Annotated in this window: 13 protein-coding genes; 7 read left to right on the forward strand and 6 right to left on the reverse strand. The window is 62.8% G+C overall.

Annotation, left to right across the window (positions count from 1 at the left end; genetic code table 11):
- The first annotated feature begins 4 nt into the window (after nucleotides 1-4).
- Entirely contained in the window at nucleotides 5-3079 is a 3075-nt protein-coding gene (locus PCLY_RS19345) for an efflux RND transporter permease subunit (protein WP_061241238.1), read from the forward strand.
- Between the two features lie 115 nt (nucleotides 3080-3194).
- Here PCLY_RS19345 and bfr read toward each other — a convergent pair whose 3' ends face one another.
- The 3 genes from bfr to PCLY_RS19360 all read right to left on the reverse strand — a co-directional run bounded on the left by bfr (nucleotide 3195) and on the right by PCLY_RS19360 (nucleotide 6373).
- On the reverse strand, nucleotides 3195-3665 hold the full coding sequence (gene bfr / locus PCLY_RS19350) for a bacterioferritin (protein WP_003462607.1): 471 nt from the start codon (nucleotides 3663-3665) through the stop codon (nucleotides 3195-3197).
- 269 nt (nucleotides 3666-3934) lie between these two features.
- Complete coding sequence (gene glpD, locus PCLY_RS19355) at nucleotides 3935-5464, reverse strand: glycerol-3-phosphate dehydrogenase (protein ID WP_061241241.1); 1530 nt, start codon at nucleotides 5462-5464, stop codon at nucleotides 3935-3937.
- Nucleotides 5465-5614: 150 nt separating this feature from the next.
- Nucleotides 5615-6373: a DeoR family transcriptional regulator gene (locus tag PCLY_RS19360; RefSeq protein WP_061241242.1), complete on the reverse strand. Its 759-nt coding sequence runs from the start codon at nucleotides 6371-6373 to the stop codon at nucleotides 5615-5617.
- Between the two features lie 98 nt (nucleotides 6374-6471).
- On the opposite strand from PCLY_RS19360, the gene ybaK reads away from it, so the two are divergent.
- The 4 genes from ybaK to PCLY_RS19380 all read left to right on the forward strand — a co-directional run bounded on the left by ybaK (nucleotide 6472) and on the right by PCLY_RS19380 (nucleotide 10180).
- Nucleotides 6472-6942, forward strand: coding sequence for a Cys-tRNA(Pro) deacylase (ybaK, locus tag PCLY_RS19365; protein WP_061241245.1), 471 nt, complete (start codon nucleotides 6472-6474; stop codon nucleotides 6940-6942).
- 76 nt (nucleotides 6943-7018) lie between these two features.
- Complete coding sequence (gene glpK, locus PCLY_RS19370) at nucleotides 7019-8506, forward strand: glycerol kinase GlpK (RefSeq protein WP_061241247.1); 1488 nt, start codon at nucleotides 7019-7021, stop codon at nucleotides 8504-8506.
- Nucleotides 8503-9276 carry a substrate-binding periplasmic protein gene (locus PCLY_RS19375; protein WP_231740179.1) on the forward strand — a complete coding sequence of 258 codons (774 nt, stop codon included), beginning with the start codon at nucleotides 8503-8505 and terminating at the stop codon, nucleotides 9274-9276. The genes glpK and PCLY_RS19375 overlap by 4 nt, the downstream gene beginning before the upstream one ends.
- A gap of 97 nt (nucleotides 9277-9373) precedes the next feature.
- The gene (locus PCLY_RS19380) at nucleotides 9374-10180 is read left to right on the forward strand and encodes a PhzF family phenazine biosynthesis protein (protein WP_061241249.1); all 807 of its coding nucleotides are present in this window, start codon (nucleotides 9374-9376) and stop codon (nucleotides 10178-10180) included.
- Here PCLY_RS19380 and PCLY_RS19385 read toward each other — a convergent pair whose 3' ends face one another.
- A complete protein-coding gene (locus PCLY_RS19385) occupies nucleotides 10181-11287 on the reverse strand; it encodes an ABC transporter ATP-binding protein (protein ID WP_061241251.1) in 1107 nt (368 codons plus the stop codon).
- Nucleotides 11284-12204 (reverse strand): ornithine carbamoyltransferase, encoded by a 921-nt coding sequence (gene argF, locus PCLY_RS19390; protein ID WP_061241253.1) that lies wholly within the window; start codon nucleotides 12202-12204, stop codon nucleotides 11284-11286. Before argF ends, PCLY_RS19385 begins: the two co-directional genes overlap by 4 nt.
- A 358-nt stretch (nucleotides 12205-12562) precedes the next feature.
- Between argF and PCLY_RS19395 the strand changes: the two genes are divergently transcribed.
- Together PCLY_RS19395 and grxD are read left to right on the forward strand one after the other, a co-directional pair.
- Nucleotides 12563-14671: a molybdopterin oxidoreductase family protein gene (locus PCLY_RS19395; RefSeq protein ID WP_061241255.1), complete on the forward strand. Its 2109-nt coding sequence runs from the start codon at nucleotides 12563-12565 to the stop codon at nucleotides 14669-14671.
- 130 nt (nucleotides 14672-14801) lie between these two features.
- Nucleotides 14802-15128 (forward strand): Grx4 family monothiol glutaredoxin, encoded by a 327-nt coding sequence (gene grxD / locus PCLY_RS19400; protein ID WP_037049304.1) that lies wholly within the window; start codon nucleotides 14802-14804, stop codon nucleotides 15126-15128.
- Nucleotides 15129-15191: 63 nt separating this feature from the next.
- Here the strand turns inward: grxD and PCLY_RS19405 are convergent, their stop codons facing one another.
- Entirely contained in the window at nucleotides 15192-15530 is a 339-nt protein-coding gene (locus PCLY_RS19405; protein ID WP_061241257.1) for a YdbL family probable chaperone protein, read from the reverse strand.
- Nucleotides 15531-15534: the final 4 nt, after the last annotated feature.

Below are 15534 nucleotides of genomic sequence, written 5' to 3' on the forward strand. Positions count from 1 at the left end.
CCGCATGAGCTTCAACCTGTCTGCCTGGGCGCTGCGTCACCGTCAGATCGTTCTGTACATCATGCTGCTGTTCGCGGTGGTGGGGGCGATTTCCTACACCAAGCTGGGGCAGAGCGAAGACCCGCCGTTCACCTTCAAGGCCATGGTGATTCGCACGATCTGGCCGGGCGCCACGGCGGAAGAAGTTTCCCGTCAGGTCACCGAACGCATCGAGAAGAAGCTGATGGAGACCGGCGAGTACGAGCGCATCACCAGTTTCTCCCGTCCGGGTGAATCCCAGGTCACCTTTATGGCGCGCGACTCCATGCACAGTGCGGAGATTCCGGACCTCTGGTACCAGGTGCGCAAGAAGATCAGCGATATCCGCCATACCCTGCCGCCAGGCATCCAGGGGCCATTCTTCAACGATGAATTCGGTACCACCTTCGGCAATATCTACGCACTGACCGGCAGCGGCTTCGACTACGCCGTGCTCAAGGACTACGCCGACCGCATCCAGCTGCAACTGCAGCGGGTCAAGGACGTCGGCAAGGTCGAGCTGGTCGGCTTGCAGGACGAGAAGATCTGGATCGAGCTGTCCAACACCAAGCTGGCCACGCTTGGTTTGCCGCTGTCGGCGGTGCAGCAGGCGCTGGAGGCGCAGAACGCGGTGGCCGCCGCCGGTTTCTTCGAAACTGCCAGCGAGCGTATCCAGCTGCGCGTGACCGGGCGTTTCGAGTCCGTGGATGAGATTCGCGAGTTCCCCATCCGCGTTGGCGGCCGCACGTTCCGCATCGCGGATGTCGCCGAGGTCAAGCGCGGCTTCAACGATCCGCCCGCGCCGCGCATGCGCTTCATGGGCGAGGACGCCCTTGGCATTGCCGTGTCGATGAAGGAGGGCGGTGACATTCTGGTGCTGGGCAAGGCGCTGGAAGAGGCCTTCGCCCGCCTGCAGCAGACGCTGCCGCTGGGCATGGAACTGCGCAAGGTGTCGGATCAACCGGCCGCGGTGAAGACCGGCGTGGGCGAGTTCGTCAAGGTGCTGGTGGAGGCCCTGGTGATCGTGCTGGCGGTCAGCTTCTTCTCCCTCGGGCTGCGCACGGGGCTGGTGGTGGCCCTGGTGATTCCGCTGGTACTGGCGATGACCTTCGCCGCCATGTATTACCTCGGCATCGGCCTGCACAAGATATCTCTCGGCGCACTGGTACTCGGCCTTGGCCTGCTGGTGGACGACGCGATCATTGCCGTGGAGATGATGGCGATCAAGATGGAACAGGGCTACGACCGCCTCAAGGCGGCCAGTTTTGCCTGGACCAGCACGGCCTTCCCCATGCTCACCGGCACGCTGATCACTGCAGCCGGTTTCCTGCCCATCGCCACGGCGCAGTCCGGCACCGGCGAGTACACCCGCTCGATCTTCCAGGTGGTGGCGATCTCGCTGATCGCCTCATGGATCGCGGCGGTGATGTTCGTGCCTTACCTTGGCGACAGGCTGTTGCCTGACCTGGCCAAGCTGCACGCCGCCAAGCACGGTGGCAGCGATTCAGGTCACGACCCCTATTCGACGCCGTTCTATCGCCGCGTACGGGCCACGGTGCAATGGTGCGTGCGCCACCGCGGCACGGTGATCATGCTGACCATCGGCCTGTTCGTTGCGTCCTTGCTGCTGTTCCGTTTCGTGCCGCAGCAGTTCTTTCCGGCTTCTGGCCGTCTGGAGCTGATGGTCGACATCAAGCTGGAGGAGGGCGCTTCGCTGAGTGCCACCGAGGCGGAGGTGCATCGGCTGGAGAAGCTGCTCAAGGACCAGCCCGGTATCGACAACTACGTGGCCTACGTCGGCACGGGTTCGCCGCGTTTCTACCTGCCGCTGGATCAGCAGTTGCCGGCGGCCAGCTTTGCCCAGTTCGTGGTCCTGGCTTCGAGCATCGAGGAGCGTGAACGCCTGCGTGGCTGGTTGATCCATGTGCTGAACGAGCAGTTCCCGACCTTGCGCAGTCGTGTCAGCCGCCTGGAGAACGGGCCGCCCGTGGGTTACCCGATCCAGTTTCGTGTCAGCGGCGAGCACATCGAGGAGGTGCGTGCGCTGGCGCGTCAGGTGGCGGACAAGGTGCGTGAGAATCCGCATGTGGTGAACGTGCACCTGGACTGGGAAGAGCCGAGCAAGGTGGTGATCCTCAATATCGATCAGGATCGCGCCCGTGCTCTGGGTGTCAACACTGCCGAGCTGTCGCGCTTTTTGCAGGGTTCGCTGTCCGGTACCAGCGTCAGCCAGTACCGCGAGGGCAACGAGCTGATCGAGATTCTCCAGCGTGGTACGCCGCAGGAGCGCAAGTCGCTGAGCCTGCTGCCGAGCCTGGCAGTGCCGACCGACAGTGGTCGCAGCGTAGCGCTGTCACAGGTGGCGACTCTGGAGTACGGCTTCGAGGAGGGCATCATCTGGCACCGCAATCGCCTGCCCAACGTTACCGTGCGTGCTGACATCTATGGCAAGCAGCAACCGGCGACCCTGACCAAGCAGATCCTGCCGACGCTGGAGCCGATCCGCGCCGAACTGCCGGCGGGGTATCTGCTGGAGGTCGGTGGCACGGTGGAAGATTCCCAGCGCGGACAGAAGTCGGTCAACGCCGGTGTCCCGCTGTTCATCGTGGTGGTGCTGACGCTGCTGATGCTGCAACTGAAAAGCTTCTCGCGCTCGGCGATGGTGTTTCTCACCGCGCCGTTGGGGCTGATCGGGGTGACCTTGTTCCTGCTGATCTTCCGCCAGCCATTCGGCTTCGTCGCCATGCTCGGCACCATTGCCCTGGCCGGGATGATCATGCGCAACTCGGTGATTCTGGTCGATCAGATCGAGCAGGACATCAGCCACGGCCTGGATCGCTGGAACTCGATCATCGAAGCCACCGTGCGTCGCTTCCGGCCCATCGTGCTGACCGCCCTGGCGGCGGTGCTGGCGATGATTCCGCTGTCGCGCAGCGTGTTCTTCGGGCCGATGGCGGTAGCCATCATGGGTGGGCTGGTGGTGGCCACGGCGTTGACTTTGCTGTTCCTGCCGGCGCTGTATGCGGCCTGGTTCCGGGTCAAGGAAAGCGAAGCGCATTGAGTTGTGGGGCGCTTGAGTTGCGATTTGCCATCGCGCTTCAAACCCCTTCCACGCGCTTTGTGATAGCGATAAAAAACGGGAGCCAAGGGCTCCCGTTTTTTCGAGCGATGCGAACTTATTCGTCCATTTGCGACTGCAGGTAGTTCTGCAGGCCGACGGCTTCGATCAGGCTGAGCTGGGTTTCCAGCCAGTCGATGTGATCTTCCTCGGAGCAGAGAATTTCTTCCAGCAGTTCGCGGCTGGCGTAGTCACCGATGCTCTCGCAGTAGGCGATGGCAGCCTTGAGATCACCGTGTGCCTTGTGCTCGATCTTCAGGTCGCACTCGAGCATTTCCTTGGTGTTTTCACCGATCAGGATCTTGCCCAGGTCCTGCAGGTTCGGAATGCCCTCGAGGAACAGAATGCGCTTGATCAGCTTGTCGGCATGCTTCATCTCGTCGATGGACTCGTGGTACTCGTGCTCGCCGAGCTTCTTCAGGCCCCAGTCTTCGTACATGCGCGCATGCAGAAAGTACTGGTTGATGGCGACCAGTTCGTTACCAAGAATCTTGTTCAGATGTTGAATGACCTTCTTGTCGCCTTTCATGTTCGCTCCTGCTGTTTCAATGACCGTGTCGGGCATGAATTTTCGGCTTCGTTTTTCTTTATGTCAAACCTAAGTAGTTGAAACATAAGTGAAAATAAAACCGAATAAGAATGTTTTTATTCCGCATCATGGCGCCAAGTTATTGAATTGACGCAATAAAAAAGTTGCTGGAAGTTTGCTGATGAGGCGATTGGGCAAATACCGGCGGTTTTTTATTTTTCTGTGCCCATAAAAAAGCCCCGCAACGCGGGGCATGGGGCACGCAGCATTCAGGCGGCATGAGCCGAATGCGGGTCGCGGCTGCGCAGATAGTCCTGCAGACGGGTTTGCTGCGCGGGCGTCATGAACAGGCCCAGCTTGCTGCGTCGCCAGAGAATGTCGGCGCTGCTGCGCGCCCATTCTTCGCGACGCAGGTAATCCACTTCGCGGGTGTAGAGCCCGGCACCCAGGTGTTCGCCAAGGTCGGTGAGGTTGTGCACGCCATCGAGCAGGCGCCAGGTGCGGCTGCCATAGCTGGTGGCCCAGCGTCTGGCCAGGCTGCTGGGGAGCCAGCCGTGACGGTCGCAAAGGGCTTCGACCAGAGTGCTCTGGCTTTCCAGGTCCTCGCCGCCGGGTAGCGCTGCGCTGGCTGTCCAGCTCGGCCCCAGGTCAACGAAGTAGGGCGCCAGTTGCTGCATGGCAGACTCGGCGAGCTTGCGATAGGTGGTCAGCTTGCCGCCGAACACCGACAGCAGCGGTGCTTCGCCCGGCGCACCGGAGAGCGACAAGGTGTAGTCGCGGGTGATGGCCGAGGGTTCATCGGATTCGTCATCGCACAGCGGGCGTACGCCGGCGAAACTGTGCAGCACGTCGTCGCGGCTGAGCTGCTGCTTGAAGTGATCATTGACCACCTTGAGCAGGTAATCGGTTTCCTCGGCGGTGATCGCCACTTCAGCGGGGTCGCCCTGATATTCACGGTCGGTGGTGCCGATCAGGGTGAAGCGCTCCAGGTAGGGGATGGCGAAGACGATGCGGCGGTCTTCGTTCTGCAGGATATAAGCCTGCTCACCCTCGTAGAGGCGCGGCACGACGATGTGGCTGCCTTGAATCAGGCGAATGCCGTAAGGCGATTGCTGCTTGAGGTCATCACGGATGAAGCGCGCGACCCAGGGGCCGGCGGCGTTGACCAGGGCGCGTGCGCGAATCGACAGCAGGCTGCCGTCGCTGCGCTCCAGGTGGATATGCCACAAGCCTTTGCTGCGCCGCGCACTGACGCAGCGCGTACGTGGGTGAATGTGCGCGCCATTTTCCCGGGCGGCCATGGCGTTGAGTACCACCAGGCGGGCGTCGTCCACCCAGCAGTCGGAATATTCGAAGCCGCGGCTGATTTCCGCTTTCAGCGGGCTGCCGGCGCCGAAACGCAGGCCGCGCGAGGCCGGCAGGCGCTTGCGTTTGCCCAGGTGGTCGTAAAGAAACAGTCCGGCGCGAATCATCCAGGCCGGGCGCAGGTGGGGGCGGTGCGGCAGGACGAAGCGCATCGGCTTGACGATGTGCGGCGCCTTGGCCAGCAGCACTTCGCGCTCGGCCAGGGCTTCACGTACCAGGCGAAATTCATGATGTTCCAGGTAGCGCAAACCGCCGTGAATCAGCTTGCTGCTGGCCGAGGAGGTGTGATTGGCCAGGTCGTCCTTTTCGCAAAGGAACACGGAGAGGCCGCGACCGGCTGCATCGGCGGCGATGCCCGCACCGTTTATACCGCCGCCAACGACGGCGAGGTCATAGACTTCCGCAACAGGGCTGGCGAACTGGTCGTGGGGCATGTGGCACGCTCGGCTATTGGATTCGAATGTGTTTATGTTCACTTTCGAAAATATGCTAGACGAAGATGTGCAGCTTCGCTACCCCGGCGCGCGATTGCGCGCCGAGTGGTCGTGGCGAGAATTGGCTCAAAGCTGGCGCTGTGAGTAGGGTCAGACCAGGTCGAGCTGGACCTTGTGGCTGTGCAGCAGGCGGGTGATGGCTGCCGACGGGGCGCTATCGGTGAATACGCGATCGACCAGGGCGACGGAGCCCAGGCGCACCACGGCGTTGCGGCCGAACTTGCTGGAATCGACGGCAAGGAAAACCTGTCGGGAATTGTCGATGATGGCCTGGGAAACCCGCACTTCCTGGTAATCGAAGTCGAGCAGGCTGCCGTCGTCGTCTATGCCGCTGATGCCGACGATGGCGTAGTCGACCTTGAACTGCTGGATGAAATCCACCGCCGCCTGGCCGACGATGCCTCCGTCGCTGCGTACCGTGCCGCCGGCCACCAGCACCTCGAAGTCGGCCTTGGCGCTGAGTTGCGCGGCGACGTGCAGGTTGTTGGTGATGATCTTCAGGCCCTTGTGGTTCTGCAGTTCGCGGGCGATGGCTTCGGTGGTGGTGCCGATGTTGATGAACAGCGAAGCGTGGTCGGGAATCTGCGCCGCCACGGCCTCGGCGATGCGCTGTTTCTCCTCGCGCATCTGCCCGGCGCGCATGCCATAGGCCGTGTTCTGAATGCTCGAGGCTTCGCAGGCGGCGCCGCCATGGGTTCGACGCAACAGGCCATGATCGGCCAGTTGGTTGATGTCGCGGCGGATGGTTTGCGGGGTCACGGCGAAGGCTTGAGCCAACTCGTCGATGCTGACGTAGCCGCGTTCGCGGGCGAGGTTGAGAATGTCGTGCTGGCGCGGAGCGAGGTTCATGAGCGCTTCCTGTGATGGTCACTCATTATAGGATGTGGCGGTGGTGGATTTGGGCCTGCTACTGTAAGGCATCTTTCATTGTGTTTTCACATTCGAACATGACGCCAGCAATCGATCTGTTGAAAAAGGCCAAGGCCGAACATCGGGTGCACAGTTACCAGCATGATCCCAAGGCACCGTCCTACGGGCTGGAGGCGGCGGAAAAACTCGGGCTGGCGCCCGAATGCGTGTTCAAGACCCTGCTCGCGACGACGGACAAGGGCGAGCTGCTGGTGGCCGTGGTGCCGGTGGTGGGCAGTCTTGATCTGAAGGCGCTGGCGGCAGCGGCGGGGGCGAAGAAGGCTGACATGGCCGACCCGAGCGCTGCGCAGCGCGCCACCGGTTATCTGGTCGGAGGCATCAGCCCGCTGGGGCAGAAGAAACGCCTGCGCACCTTCATCGACGAGAGTGCACGCCAGCATCCCAGCATTCACGTCAGCGGCGGCCGGCGCGGGCTGGAGCTGGAACTCTCGGCCGAAACCCTGGCGCAGCACACTCAAGGACAGTTCGCCGCTATCGGCAAGTCCTGAGCGCAGCAGTATGCTGCAGTCGAATACGCCCCTCTGCGGTCAACAGCCTGCTACCGATAACAACAAGGAATCTTGCATGAGCCAATACCTGCTAGCCATCGATCAGGGCACCACCAGCTCCCGCGCCATCATTTTCAGCGCCGAGGGATTGCCGGTTGCGCGAGCCCAGCAGGAGTTCAAGCAGTATTTCCCGCAGGATGGCTGGGTCGAGCACGACGGTGAAGAGATCTGGTCGTCCACGCTCAAGGTGTGCCGCGATGCCATTGCCAGCAGTGGCCTGCAGCCTGAGGCGATCGCCGCCATCGGCATCACCAATCAGCGTGAAACCACCCTGGTGTGGGACGCCGTCAGTGGCGCGCCCATTCATCCGGCCATCGTCTGGCAGGATCGCCGTACTGCCGATTATTGCGCCGGGCTCAAGGAGCAGGAGCACGAAGCGATGGTCTCGGCCAGGACCGGCCTGCTGATCGACCCGTATTTCTCCGCCACCAAGCTGCGCTGGATTCTGCAAAACGTGCCGGGTGCCCGTGAGCGTGCCGAGCGTGGCGAGCTGCGTTTCGGCACCGTCGACAGTTTTTTGCTGTGGCGCCTGACCGGCGGCAAGGTGCATCGCACCGATGCCAGCAACGCATCGCGCACGCTGATGTTCAACATCCATACCCAGCAGTGGGACGAAGAGCTGCTCAAGTTGTTCGAGATTCCCGCCAGCCTGCTGCCCGACGTGCTCGATTGCGCCGCCGATTTCGGTCACACCGACAGCGAGCTGCTCGGCGCCAGCATCCCGGTGCTGGGCATGGCGGGTGACCAGCAGGCAGCCCTGATCGGCCAGGCCTGCTTCGAGCCTGGTATGGTCAAGAGCACCTATGGCACTGGCTGTTTCATGATCCAGAACACCGGCGATCAGCCGGTGAGTTCGAAGAATCGCCTGTTGACCACGGTCGGTTATCGCCTCGATGGCAAGGTGACCTACGCGGTGGAGGGCAGCATCTTCGTCGCTGGCGCGGCGGTGCAGTGGCTGCGTGACGGCATCAAGCTGATCAGCCATGCGCGTGACAGCGAGGCGCTGGCCGAGGCGACCGGGGAGGCCTGCGGCGTCTATCTGGTGCCAGCCTTCACCGGGCTGGGCGCGCCGTATTGGGACCCCAAGGCGCGTGGTGCCATCTTCGGCCTGACCCGCGATACCGGGATCAAGGAAATCGTCACCGCCGGTCTGCAGTCGGTTTGCTATCAGACCTGCGACCTGCTCGAAGCCATGCGCCAGGATGGCGCGGCGGCGCCCAGCGCGCTGCGTGTCGACGGCGGCATGGTGGAGAACAACTGGGTCATGCAGTTTCTCGCCGATATTCTCGGGGTCAGTGTCGAGCGCCCCGAAGTCACCGAAACCACGGCGCTCGGAGTCGCCTACCTGGCAGGTCTGAAACTCGGGCTGTATCAGGACCTCAAGGCCATTGCCAGCCACTGGCATCGTCAGCAGCGCTTCGAGCCGCGGATGGACGAAGCGCATCGCCAGCGTCTCTACGCCGGATGGCTGGATGCAGTGAAGCGGGTGCGCAGCGAAGCGTGAGAAAACCGGCCCTGTTTAGCCAGGTCAGCGCTGCCGTGCTGCTGACGCTGCTGCTTTGCAGCGGCCTGGCGCGGGCTGAAAAGCTGGTGATCGCCGGTGACCTGTGGTGCCCGATCAACTGCGCCGTGGATGCACAGAAGCGCGGCATTTTCGTCGAACTGGCCGAGCAGATCTTTGCCGAGTCCGGTATCGAGGTTGAGTACCGCGTGATCAACTGGGCGCGCGCGGTGCACGACACCCGGCTCGGCAAGCTGGGGGCGGTGATCGGCGCCGGGGTGCAGGATGCGCCGGACTTCATCTTCACTCCCACGGCCCCCGGTATTTCGCGCATGTGCTTCTACGCCCTGCGCGGTGGAACCTGGCGTTATCAGGGGTTGCAGTCGTTGCAGGCCGTGCGCCTCGGTGCGATCTACGGCTACAGCTACGGCGCCGACCTCGACCTGTATCTGAGTAATCATGATGACCCGGCTCAGGTGCAACTGATGACCGGTGACAGCGCGCTGCTCAGCAACCTGCGCAAGCTGCACCATGGACGCATCGATGCGTTGGTGGAAAATGCCTGGGTGATGCAGGCGCTACTCAGCGAGCGCTACCTGCATGGCGAGATCGTCGAAGTTGGCTGCCGTCAGCCGGACATTCCCATCTACCTGGCGTTCGCTCCCGGCTTGGCCGACAGCCCGCGTTATGCCCAACTGTTCGAGCAAGGACTGCAGCGCTTTCGCGAGGACGGGCGGATGGTGGAACTGTTGCGGCGCTACGGCCTGCGCTGAGGCGCACTGTTCGGGAAAAATACAGGCCCTCTGTACATGGCTCGTCTTCGCTGAACTGGGCATGCTTTGCTTTCCCCACCTTGGCCAGGAACGCCCCATGCCCCTCGAATTTCACCAGATCGACGCGTTCACCGATCAGCCCTTCGCCGGTAATCCGGCCATCGTCTATCGCCTCGAGCATTGGCTCGATGAGGCGCTGATGCAGCGCATCGCCGCCGAGCACAACCTGGCGGAAACTGCATTCGTGGTCAAGGAGGGTGGCGCCTGGCATATCCGCTGGTTCACACCGGTCAGCGAGGTGCCGCTGTGCGGGCACGCTACCCTGGCAGCGGCCAAGGTGCTGTTCGACATCTATCAGGAACCCGCCGAGGTGCTGGATTTCACCTGTTTGTCCGGGGCGCTGCAGGTCACCCGCCAGGGAACGCGCCTGGAGCTGGATTTTCCGCTAAGGCGCGCACAAGTGGTCGCGCGGCCACTGCATGAGCAGACCGAGCACGCGCTGGAGCGCCAGGTGGAACAGGTGCTGGCACTGGGCAATGCCGATGGCAGCGTGCAGGAGCTGATGGTGGTGCTGGGCTCCGAGGCTCAGCTGCGCGAGCTGAAGCCGAACCTGCCTGCACTAGCGACCTTGCCGGGGCTTGGCGTGCTGGTCACTGCCGCCGCAGAGCAGCATGACTTCGTCTCGCGCTATTTCGCGCCGAGCATCGGCATCGATGAAGACCCGGTCACCGGCTCGACCCACTGCATCCTGGTGCCTTACTGGGCCGAGCGTCTGGGGCGTACCACGCTCAACGCCTTCCAGTGCTCGGCACGTGGCGGTGAGCTGCTATGCCGGTTGGAGGGGGAGCGGGTGAAAATCGCTGGCCACGCGCGACACATCGCCAGTGGCCAGCTGATGCTCTGATCAGTCGCTGCTGACCCGGCGTACGCCGCCTGACTCGCTCAACTGCAATTGGGCGGCGACGCTGCCCAGGGCTGGGAAGGCCACCAGGTGGTCGGCGGCAATGCGGATGCCCACTTCGTCGCCCGGCTGGTGGTCGGCATGGCTGGGGAAGATCGATTCCAGCTGGCTGCCGGTGGGCAGCTGCAGGCGATAGAGGGTGGCGGCGCCGAGGAAGGTCTTGCCGACGATGCGCCCCTTCAGCGTGCTGCTCTCGTCCGGCACGATGTCGTCCGGGCGCAATAGCACATCCACCGCACTGCCCTGTGCCCAGGTATAGGCACGGTTGCCGCGGATCACGCCGAGTTCGGTCTGCACCGTTTCCGGGGTGAGCAACTGGCCGCGGATGAAGTAGCCCTGGCCGATGAAGCTGGCGACGAAGGGCGTCAGCGGCTCGTGATAGAGATTGAACGGCGTGTCCCATTGCTCCAGGCGGCCATCCTTGAACACACCGACGTGGTCGCTGACCGCGAAGGCTTCTTCCTGATCATGGGTCACCAGGATGGCGCTGGTGCCGCGCATCTTGAGGATCTCGCGCACTTCATGGCTCAGGCGTCGACGCAGTTCGCCATCGAGATTGGAGAAGGGCTCGTCGAGCAGCAGCAGTTTCGGCGCTGGTGCCAGGGCACGGGCCAGGGCCACGCGTTGCTGTTGGCCGCCGGACAGCTCGTGCGGGTAGCGTTTGGCCAGATGGCCGAGCTTGACCAGCTCCAGCAGCTCCTGGGTCGCGCGCTCGGCATTGCCCTGCTTGCGAATGCCGAAGGCGACGTTCTGCGCCACGCTCAGGTGGGGGAACAGGGCGTAGTCCTGAAACACCATGCCGATCTGGCGTTTCTCCGGTGCCAGGGTGAAGCCGGCGCGGGAGATGACGTCGCCATCGAGCACGATCTCGCCTTCGAGTACCGGCTCGAAGCCGGCGATGGCGCGTAACGTCGTGGTCTTGCCGCAGCCGGAGGGGCCAAGCAGGCAACCGATATCGCCAGCGTTGAGGTGCAGGTCGAGATCCTGCACCACCTTGTGCGCGTGGTAGCCGCAGTTCAGCCCGTTCAGCTGCAGCAGGGGTGGGTTCATGCGTGGTGGTACGCCGGATCGACCAGCATCTCCAGCAGCGCTTTCTGTGCGTGCAGACGGTTTTCGGCCTGACTCCAGGCGACCGAGCGGGGATCGTCGAGCAGGTCGACACTGATTTCCTCGCCGCGGTGGGCCGGCAGGCAGTGCATGAACAGCACGTCCTGGGCGGCTGCATCGAGCAGCTCACGGGTGACCTGGTAAGGACGGAACAGCGCCATGCGCTGCTCGGCTTCGTCTTCCTGGCCCATGGAGGCCCATACGTCGGTGCTGACCAGATGGGCGCCGGTCATCGCTTCACGCGGGTCACGCAATACCTGCACGCGATCACCGGCCAGGGCCAGGAAGCGCGCGTCCGGCTCGTAGCCCTCGGGGCAGGCGACTTTCAACTGGAAGTTGAACTGGATCGCCGCCTCGATGTAGGAGTTGCACATGTTGTTGCCGTCACCGATCCAGGCCACCGTCTTGCCGGCGATGTTGCCGCGGTGTTCGAGGAAGGTCTGCATGTCGGCAAGCAGCTGGCATGGATGCAGATCGTCGGACAGGCCGTTGATCACCGGCACCCTGGACTTGGCGGCGAACTCGGTGAGGTTGCTGTGGGCGAAGGTGCGGATCATCACCGCATCGAGCATGCTCGACATGACGATGGCAGCGTCGCCGATCGGCTCGCCTCGGCCCAGCTGGGTATCGCGCGGCGAGAGGAAGATGGCCTGGCCGCCGAGCTGGATCATGCCGGCTTCGAACGACAGGCGGGTACGGGTCGAGGCTTTCTCGAAGATCATGCCCAGTACGCGGTTCTTCAGCGGTTCGAACAGCACGCCGCGATTACGCAGATCCTTCAGCTCGATGCCTCGGCGGATCAGTCCCACCAGTTCGTCCGGTGTGTAATCCATCATCGAGAGAAAGTGTCTGACGCTCATCGTTAACTACCTTTATCACTACAGTTCGCAAGTCTGTGGCCGGTGACAAAACCGACAAAAACAGCAGAGCTTGCGGCAGGAGGCCGCAGGGTGCGACGAAACAGGGGAAGCCGCGATCCTATAAGGAAATGGCGAGACGACGCAAGTTACCGCCTGCGAGTGCGCAGAATCCTGTTTTACAAGCTTTTTTGCCAAAGCTTTGGCGCCAGCGATAGCACAGACTTCAGCGCCTGGATCGGCACCCATGATGCCTGCCGATTCACGGGACGAACGCTGCTGGCGTCGCCCTCGGGCTCGGCCCATAGTTCATGACCTGCGACCTGACCGGTCGTCTCGGATCAGAACAAGAGGCCAGGCCATGACCAAGTCCCTCCATTACCGTGCATGCCATCTGTGCGAAGCCATCTGCGGCCTTGCCATCGAAACCGAAACCCAGCCCGACGGCAGCACGCAGATTCGCTCGATCAAGGGCGATGCTCAGGATAGCTTCAGCCGAGGCCACATTTGCCCCAAGGCCGTGGCGCTGCAGGACATCCAGAACGACCCCGACCGTATCCGCCAGCCCATGCGTCGCATTGGCGAGCAATGGCAGGCCATCGCCTGGGAAGACGCGTTCGAGCTGGTAGCCGAGCGCATGAGCGCGATTCAGGCCGAGCATGGGCAGAACGCCGTGGCCGTCTATCAGGGCAATCCCAGCGTGCACAACTACGGGCTGATGACCCACAGCAACTACTTCCTCGGTCAGCTGAAAACCCGCAATCGGTTCTCCGCTACCTCGGTCGACCAGTTGCCACACCACCTGACCAGTCACCTGATGTATGGCCACGGCCTGCTGATTCCGATTCCCGATATCGATCACACCGATTTCATGCTGATCCTTGGCGGCAATCCGCTGGCTTCCAACGGCAGCATCATGACGGTGCCGGATGTGGAAAAGCGCCTGAAGGCCATCCAGGCCCGAGGCGGCAAGCTGGTGGTGGTCGACCCGCGTCGCAGTGAGACCGCAGCCATCGCCGACCAGCATCTGTTCGTGCGCCCTGGCAGCGATGCCGCGTTGCTGCTGGCGCTGCTCAATACCCTGCTCGAGGAGGGCCTGACCCGTGACAGCCATCTGCCGGTGGAAGGCCTGGAGCAGGTGCGCGCGGCGATTGCCGGCTTCGATGCCGAAGCCATGAGCGCGCGTTGTGGCGTGCCGGCACAAACCATCCGCCAGTTGGCGCGCGACTTCGCCGCGGCAGACAAGGCGGTGTGCTACGGCCGCATGGGTGTTTCCACCCAGGCATTCGGCACCCTGTGCCAGTGGCTGGTGCAACTTATCAACCTGGTGACCGGCAATCTGGATCGCAGTGGCGGTGTGCTCTGCACCACGCCAGCGGTGGATCTGGTAGCGAGCACTTCGGGTGGACATTTCAATCGCTGGCAGAGCCGGGTATCCGGGCTGCCGGAATACGGTGGTGAACTGCCGGTTTCGGCCCTGGCCGAGGAGATGCTGACCCCCGGCGAAGGGCAGATTCGCGCTCTGGTCACTGTGGCCGGCAACCCGGTGCTGTCCACGCCCAATGGGCGTCAGCTGGAGCAGGCGCTGGACGGCTTGGACTTCATGCTTTCGGTGGATTTCTACATCAACGAGACCACTCGCTACGCCGATCTGATCCTGCCGCCGACCGCGCCGCTGGAGCATGATCACTACGACACTACCTTCAATGTTTTCGCGGTGCGCAATGTCACCCGCTTCAACGAGGCAGTGCTGGCCAAGCCGGACGGCGCCTTGCATGACTGGGAAATCTTCGTGGGGCTGGCCAAGGCCTTCGCCGCGCGCAATAACCTAGAGCTGAAGCCGACCCTGGCGCCGGAGCAGATGATCGACATGGGTTTGCGCTTCGGTTCCTACGGTGATCGCAGTGAACGCAAACTCAGCCTGGCTGCCTTGCGCGAGCATCCCCATGGACTCGACCTGGGGCCGCTGCAGCCGAATCTTGCTGCGCGCCTGAAAACGCCGAGCAAGGCGGTGCAGGCCGCGCCTGAGCTGCTGCTGGCCGATCTGGCGCGGTTCGCCGAGCAGCAACAGCCCGCCGCTCATGAACTATTGCTGATCGGCCGTCGCCATGTGCGCAGCAACAATTCCTGGATGCACAACTATCACCGTCTGGTGAAGGGCAAACCGCGCCACCAATTGCTGATGAATCCGCAGGATCTGGCCAGTCGCGGTCTGGCCGATGGTCAGCGCGTGCAGGTTCGTTCGCGGGTCGGCAGTATCGAAGTGGAAGTGGCTGCCAGCGACGAGGTGATGGCGGGTGTGGTCAGTCTGCCCCATGGCTGGGGCCATGCCCGGCCGGGAGTGCAGATGGAGATCGCGCGTGCGCAACCAGGTGCCAGTGCCAATGACCTGACCGATGAGCGCAGGCTCGATGCCTTGTCCGGTAATGCGGTGCTCAATGGTGTGCCGGTGGAGGTGGTGGCTGCTTAGCTTGGATGCAATCGGGGGTCGCATCAAGACAATGTGACGACGGCAAGGCCGAGCATTATGCTCGGCTTTTCGCTACAATCGCGCCACCGTGGCGACCGTCGGGTCGCGAAGTCTATGCTGAGGTGCCCCCATGGATATCATCGAAACCATCAAAGAGCAGATCGCCAACAACACCGTTCTGCTGTACATGAAAGGCTCGCCCAATGCGCCGCAGTGTGGCTTCTCTGCCCGCGCTGCCCAGGTAGTGATGGGCTGCGGCGAGAAATTCGCCTACGTCGACATCCTGCAGAATCCGGAAATCCGCGCCAACCTGCCGAAGTACGCCAACTGGCCGACTTTCCCGCAGCTGTGGGTCGGTGGCGAGCTGGTCGGCGGTAGCGACATCCTTACCGAGATGTTCGAGAAGGGCGAGCTGCAGACCCTGATCAAGGACGCTGTAGGCAAAGCCGACGCCTGATCGCTGCGCTTGCAAAGCAAAGAACCCGCCTAGGCGGGTTTTTTCGTTTCTGCCAGCTGCTCTCTATTTCTGCAGCCACTGGCCATTGAGCTGGATGAACTGGCCCTTGGGGGTACGCTCGATGGCCTTCTTGCCGGCGATGGCTTCCACGTCGCTCAGGCTGATGCCGTTGTCCTGGGCCACCTTCTGGTATTCGGCGCGACGCGCCTGGTTGATCAGGCGGGCGATTTCATCGGCCTGGCCGCCAGGTTTGACCACGCCGAGGTAGCCATTGGCCTGCTCGCCCAGTTGGCCGCTGGCCTTGGCGTCGCCGAGGGCGCTCATGGCCTGGTTGAGGTTCAGTGCGTAGGCCGGCAGGCTGAGGGTCAGTGCCAGTAGCAGGGTCGAAATGTATCGAATCATCGTC

The sequence above is a fragment of the Ectopseudomonas composti genome, from assembly GCF_001567565.1.
Taxonomy (GTDB): domain Bacteria; phylum Pseudomonadota; class Gammaproteobacteria; order Pseudomonadales; family Pseudomonadaceae; genus Aquipseudomonas; species Aquipseudomonas composti_A.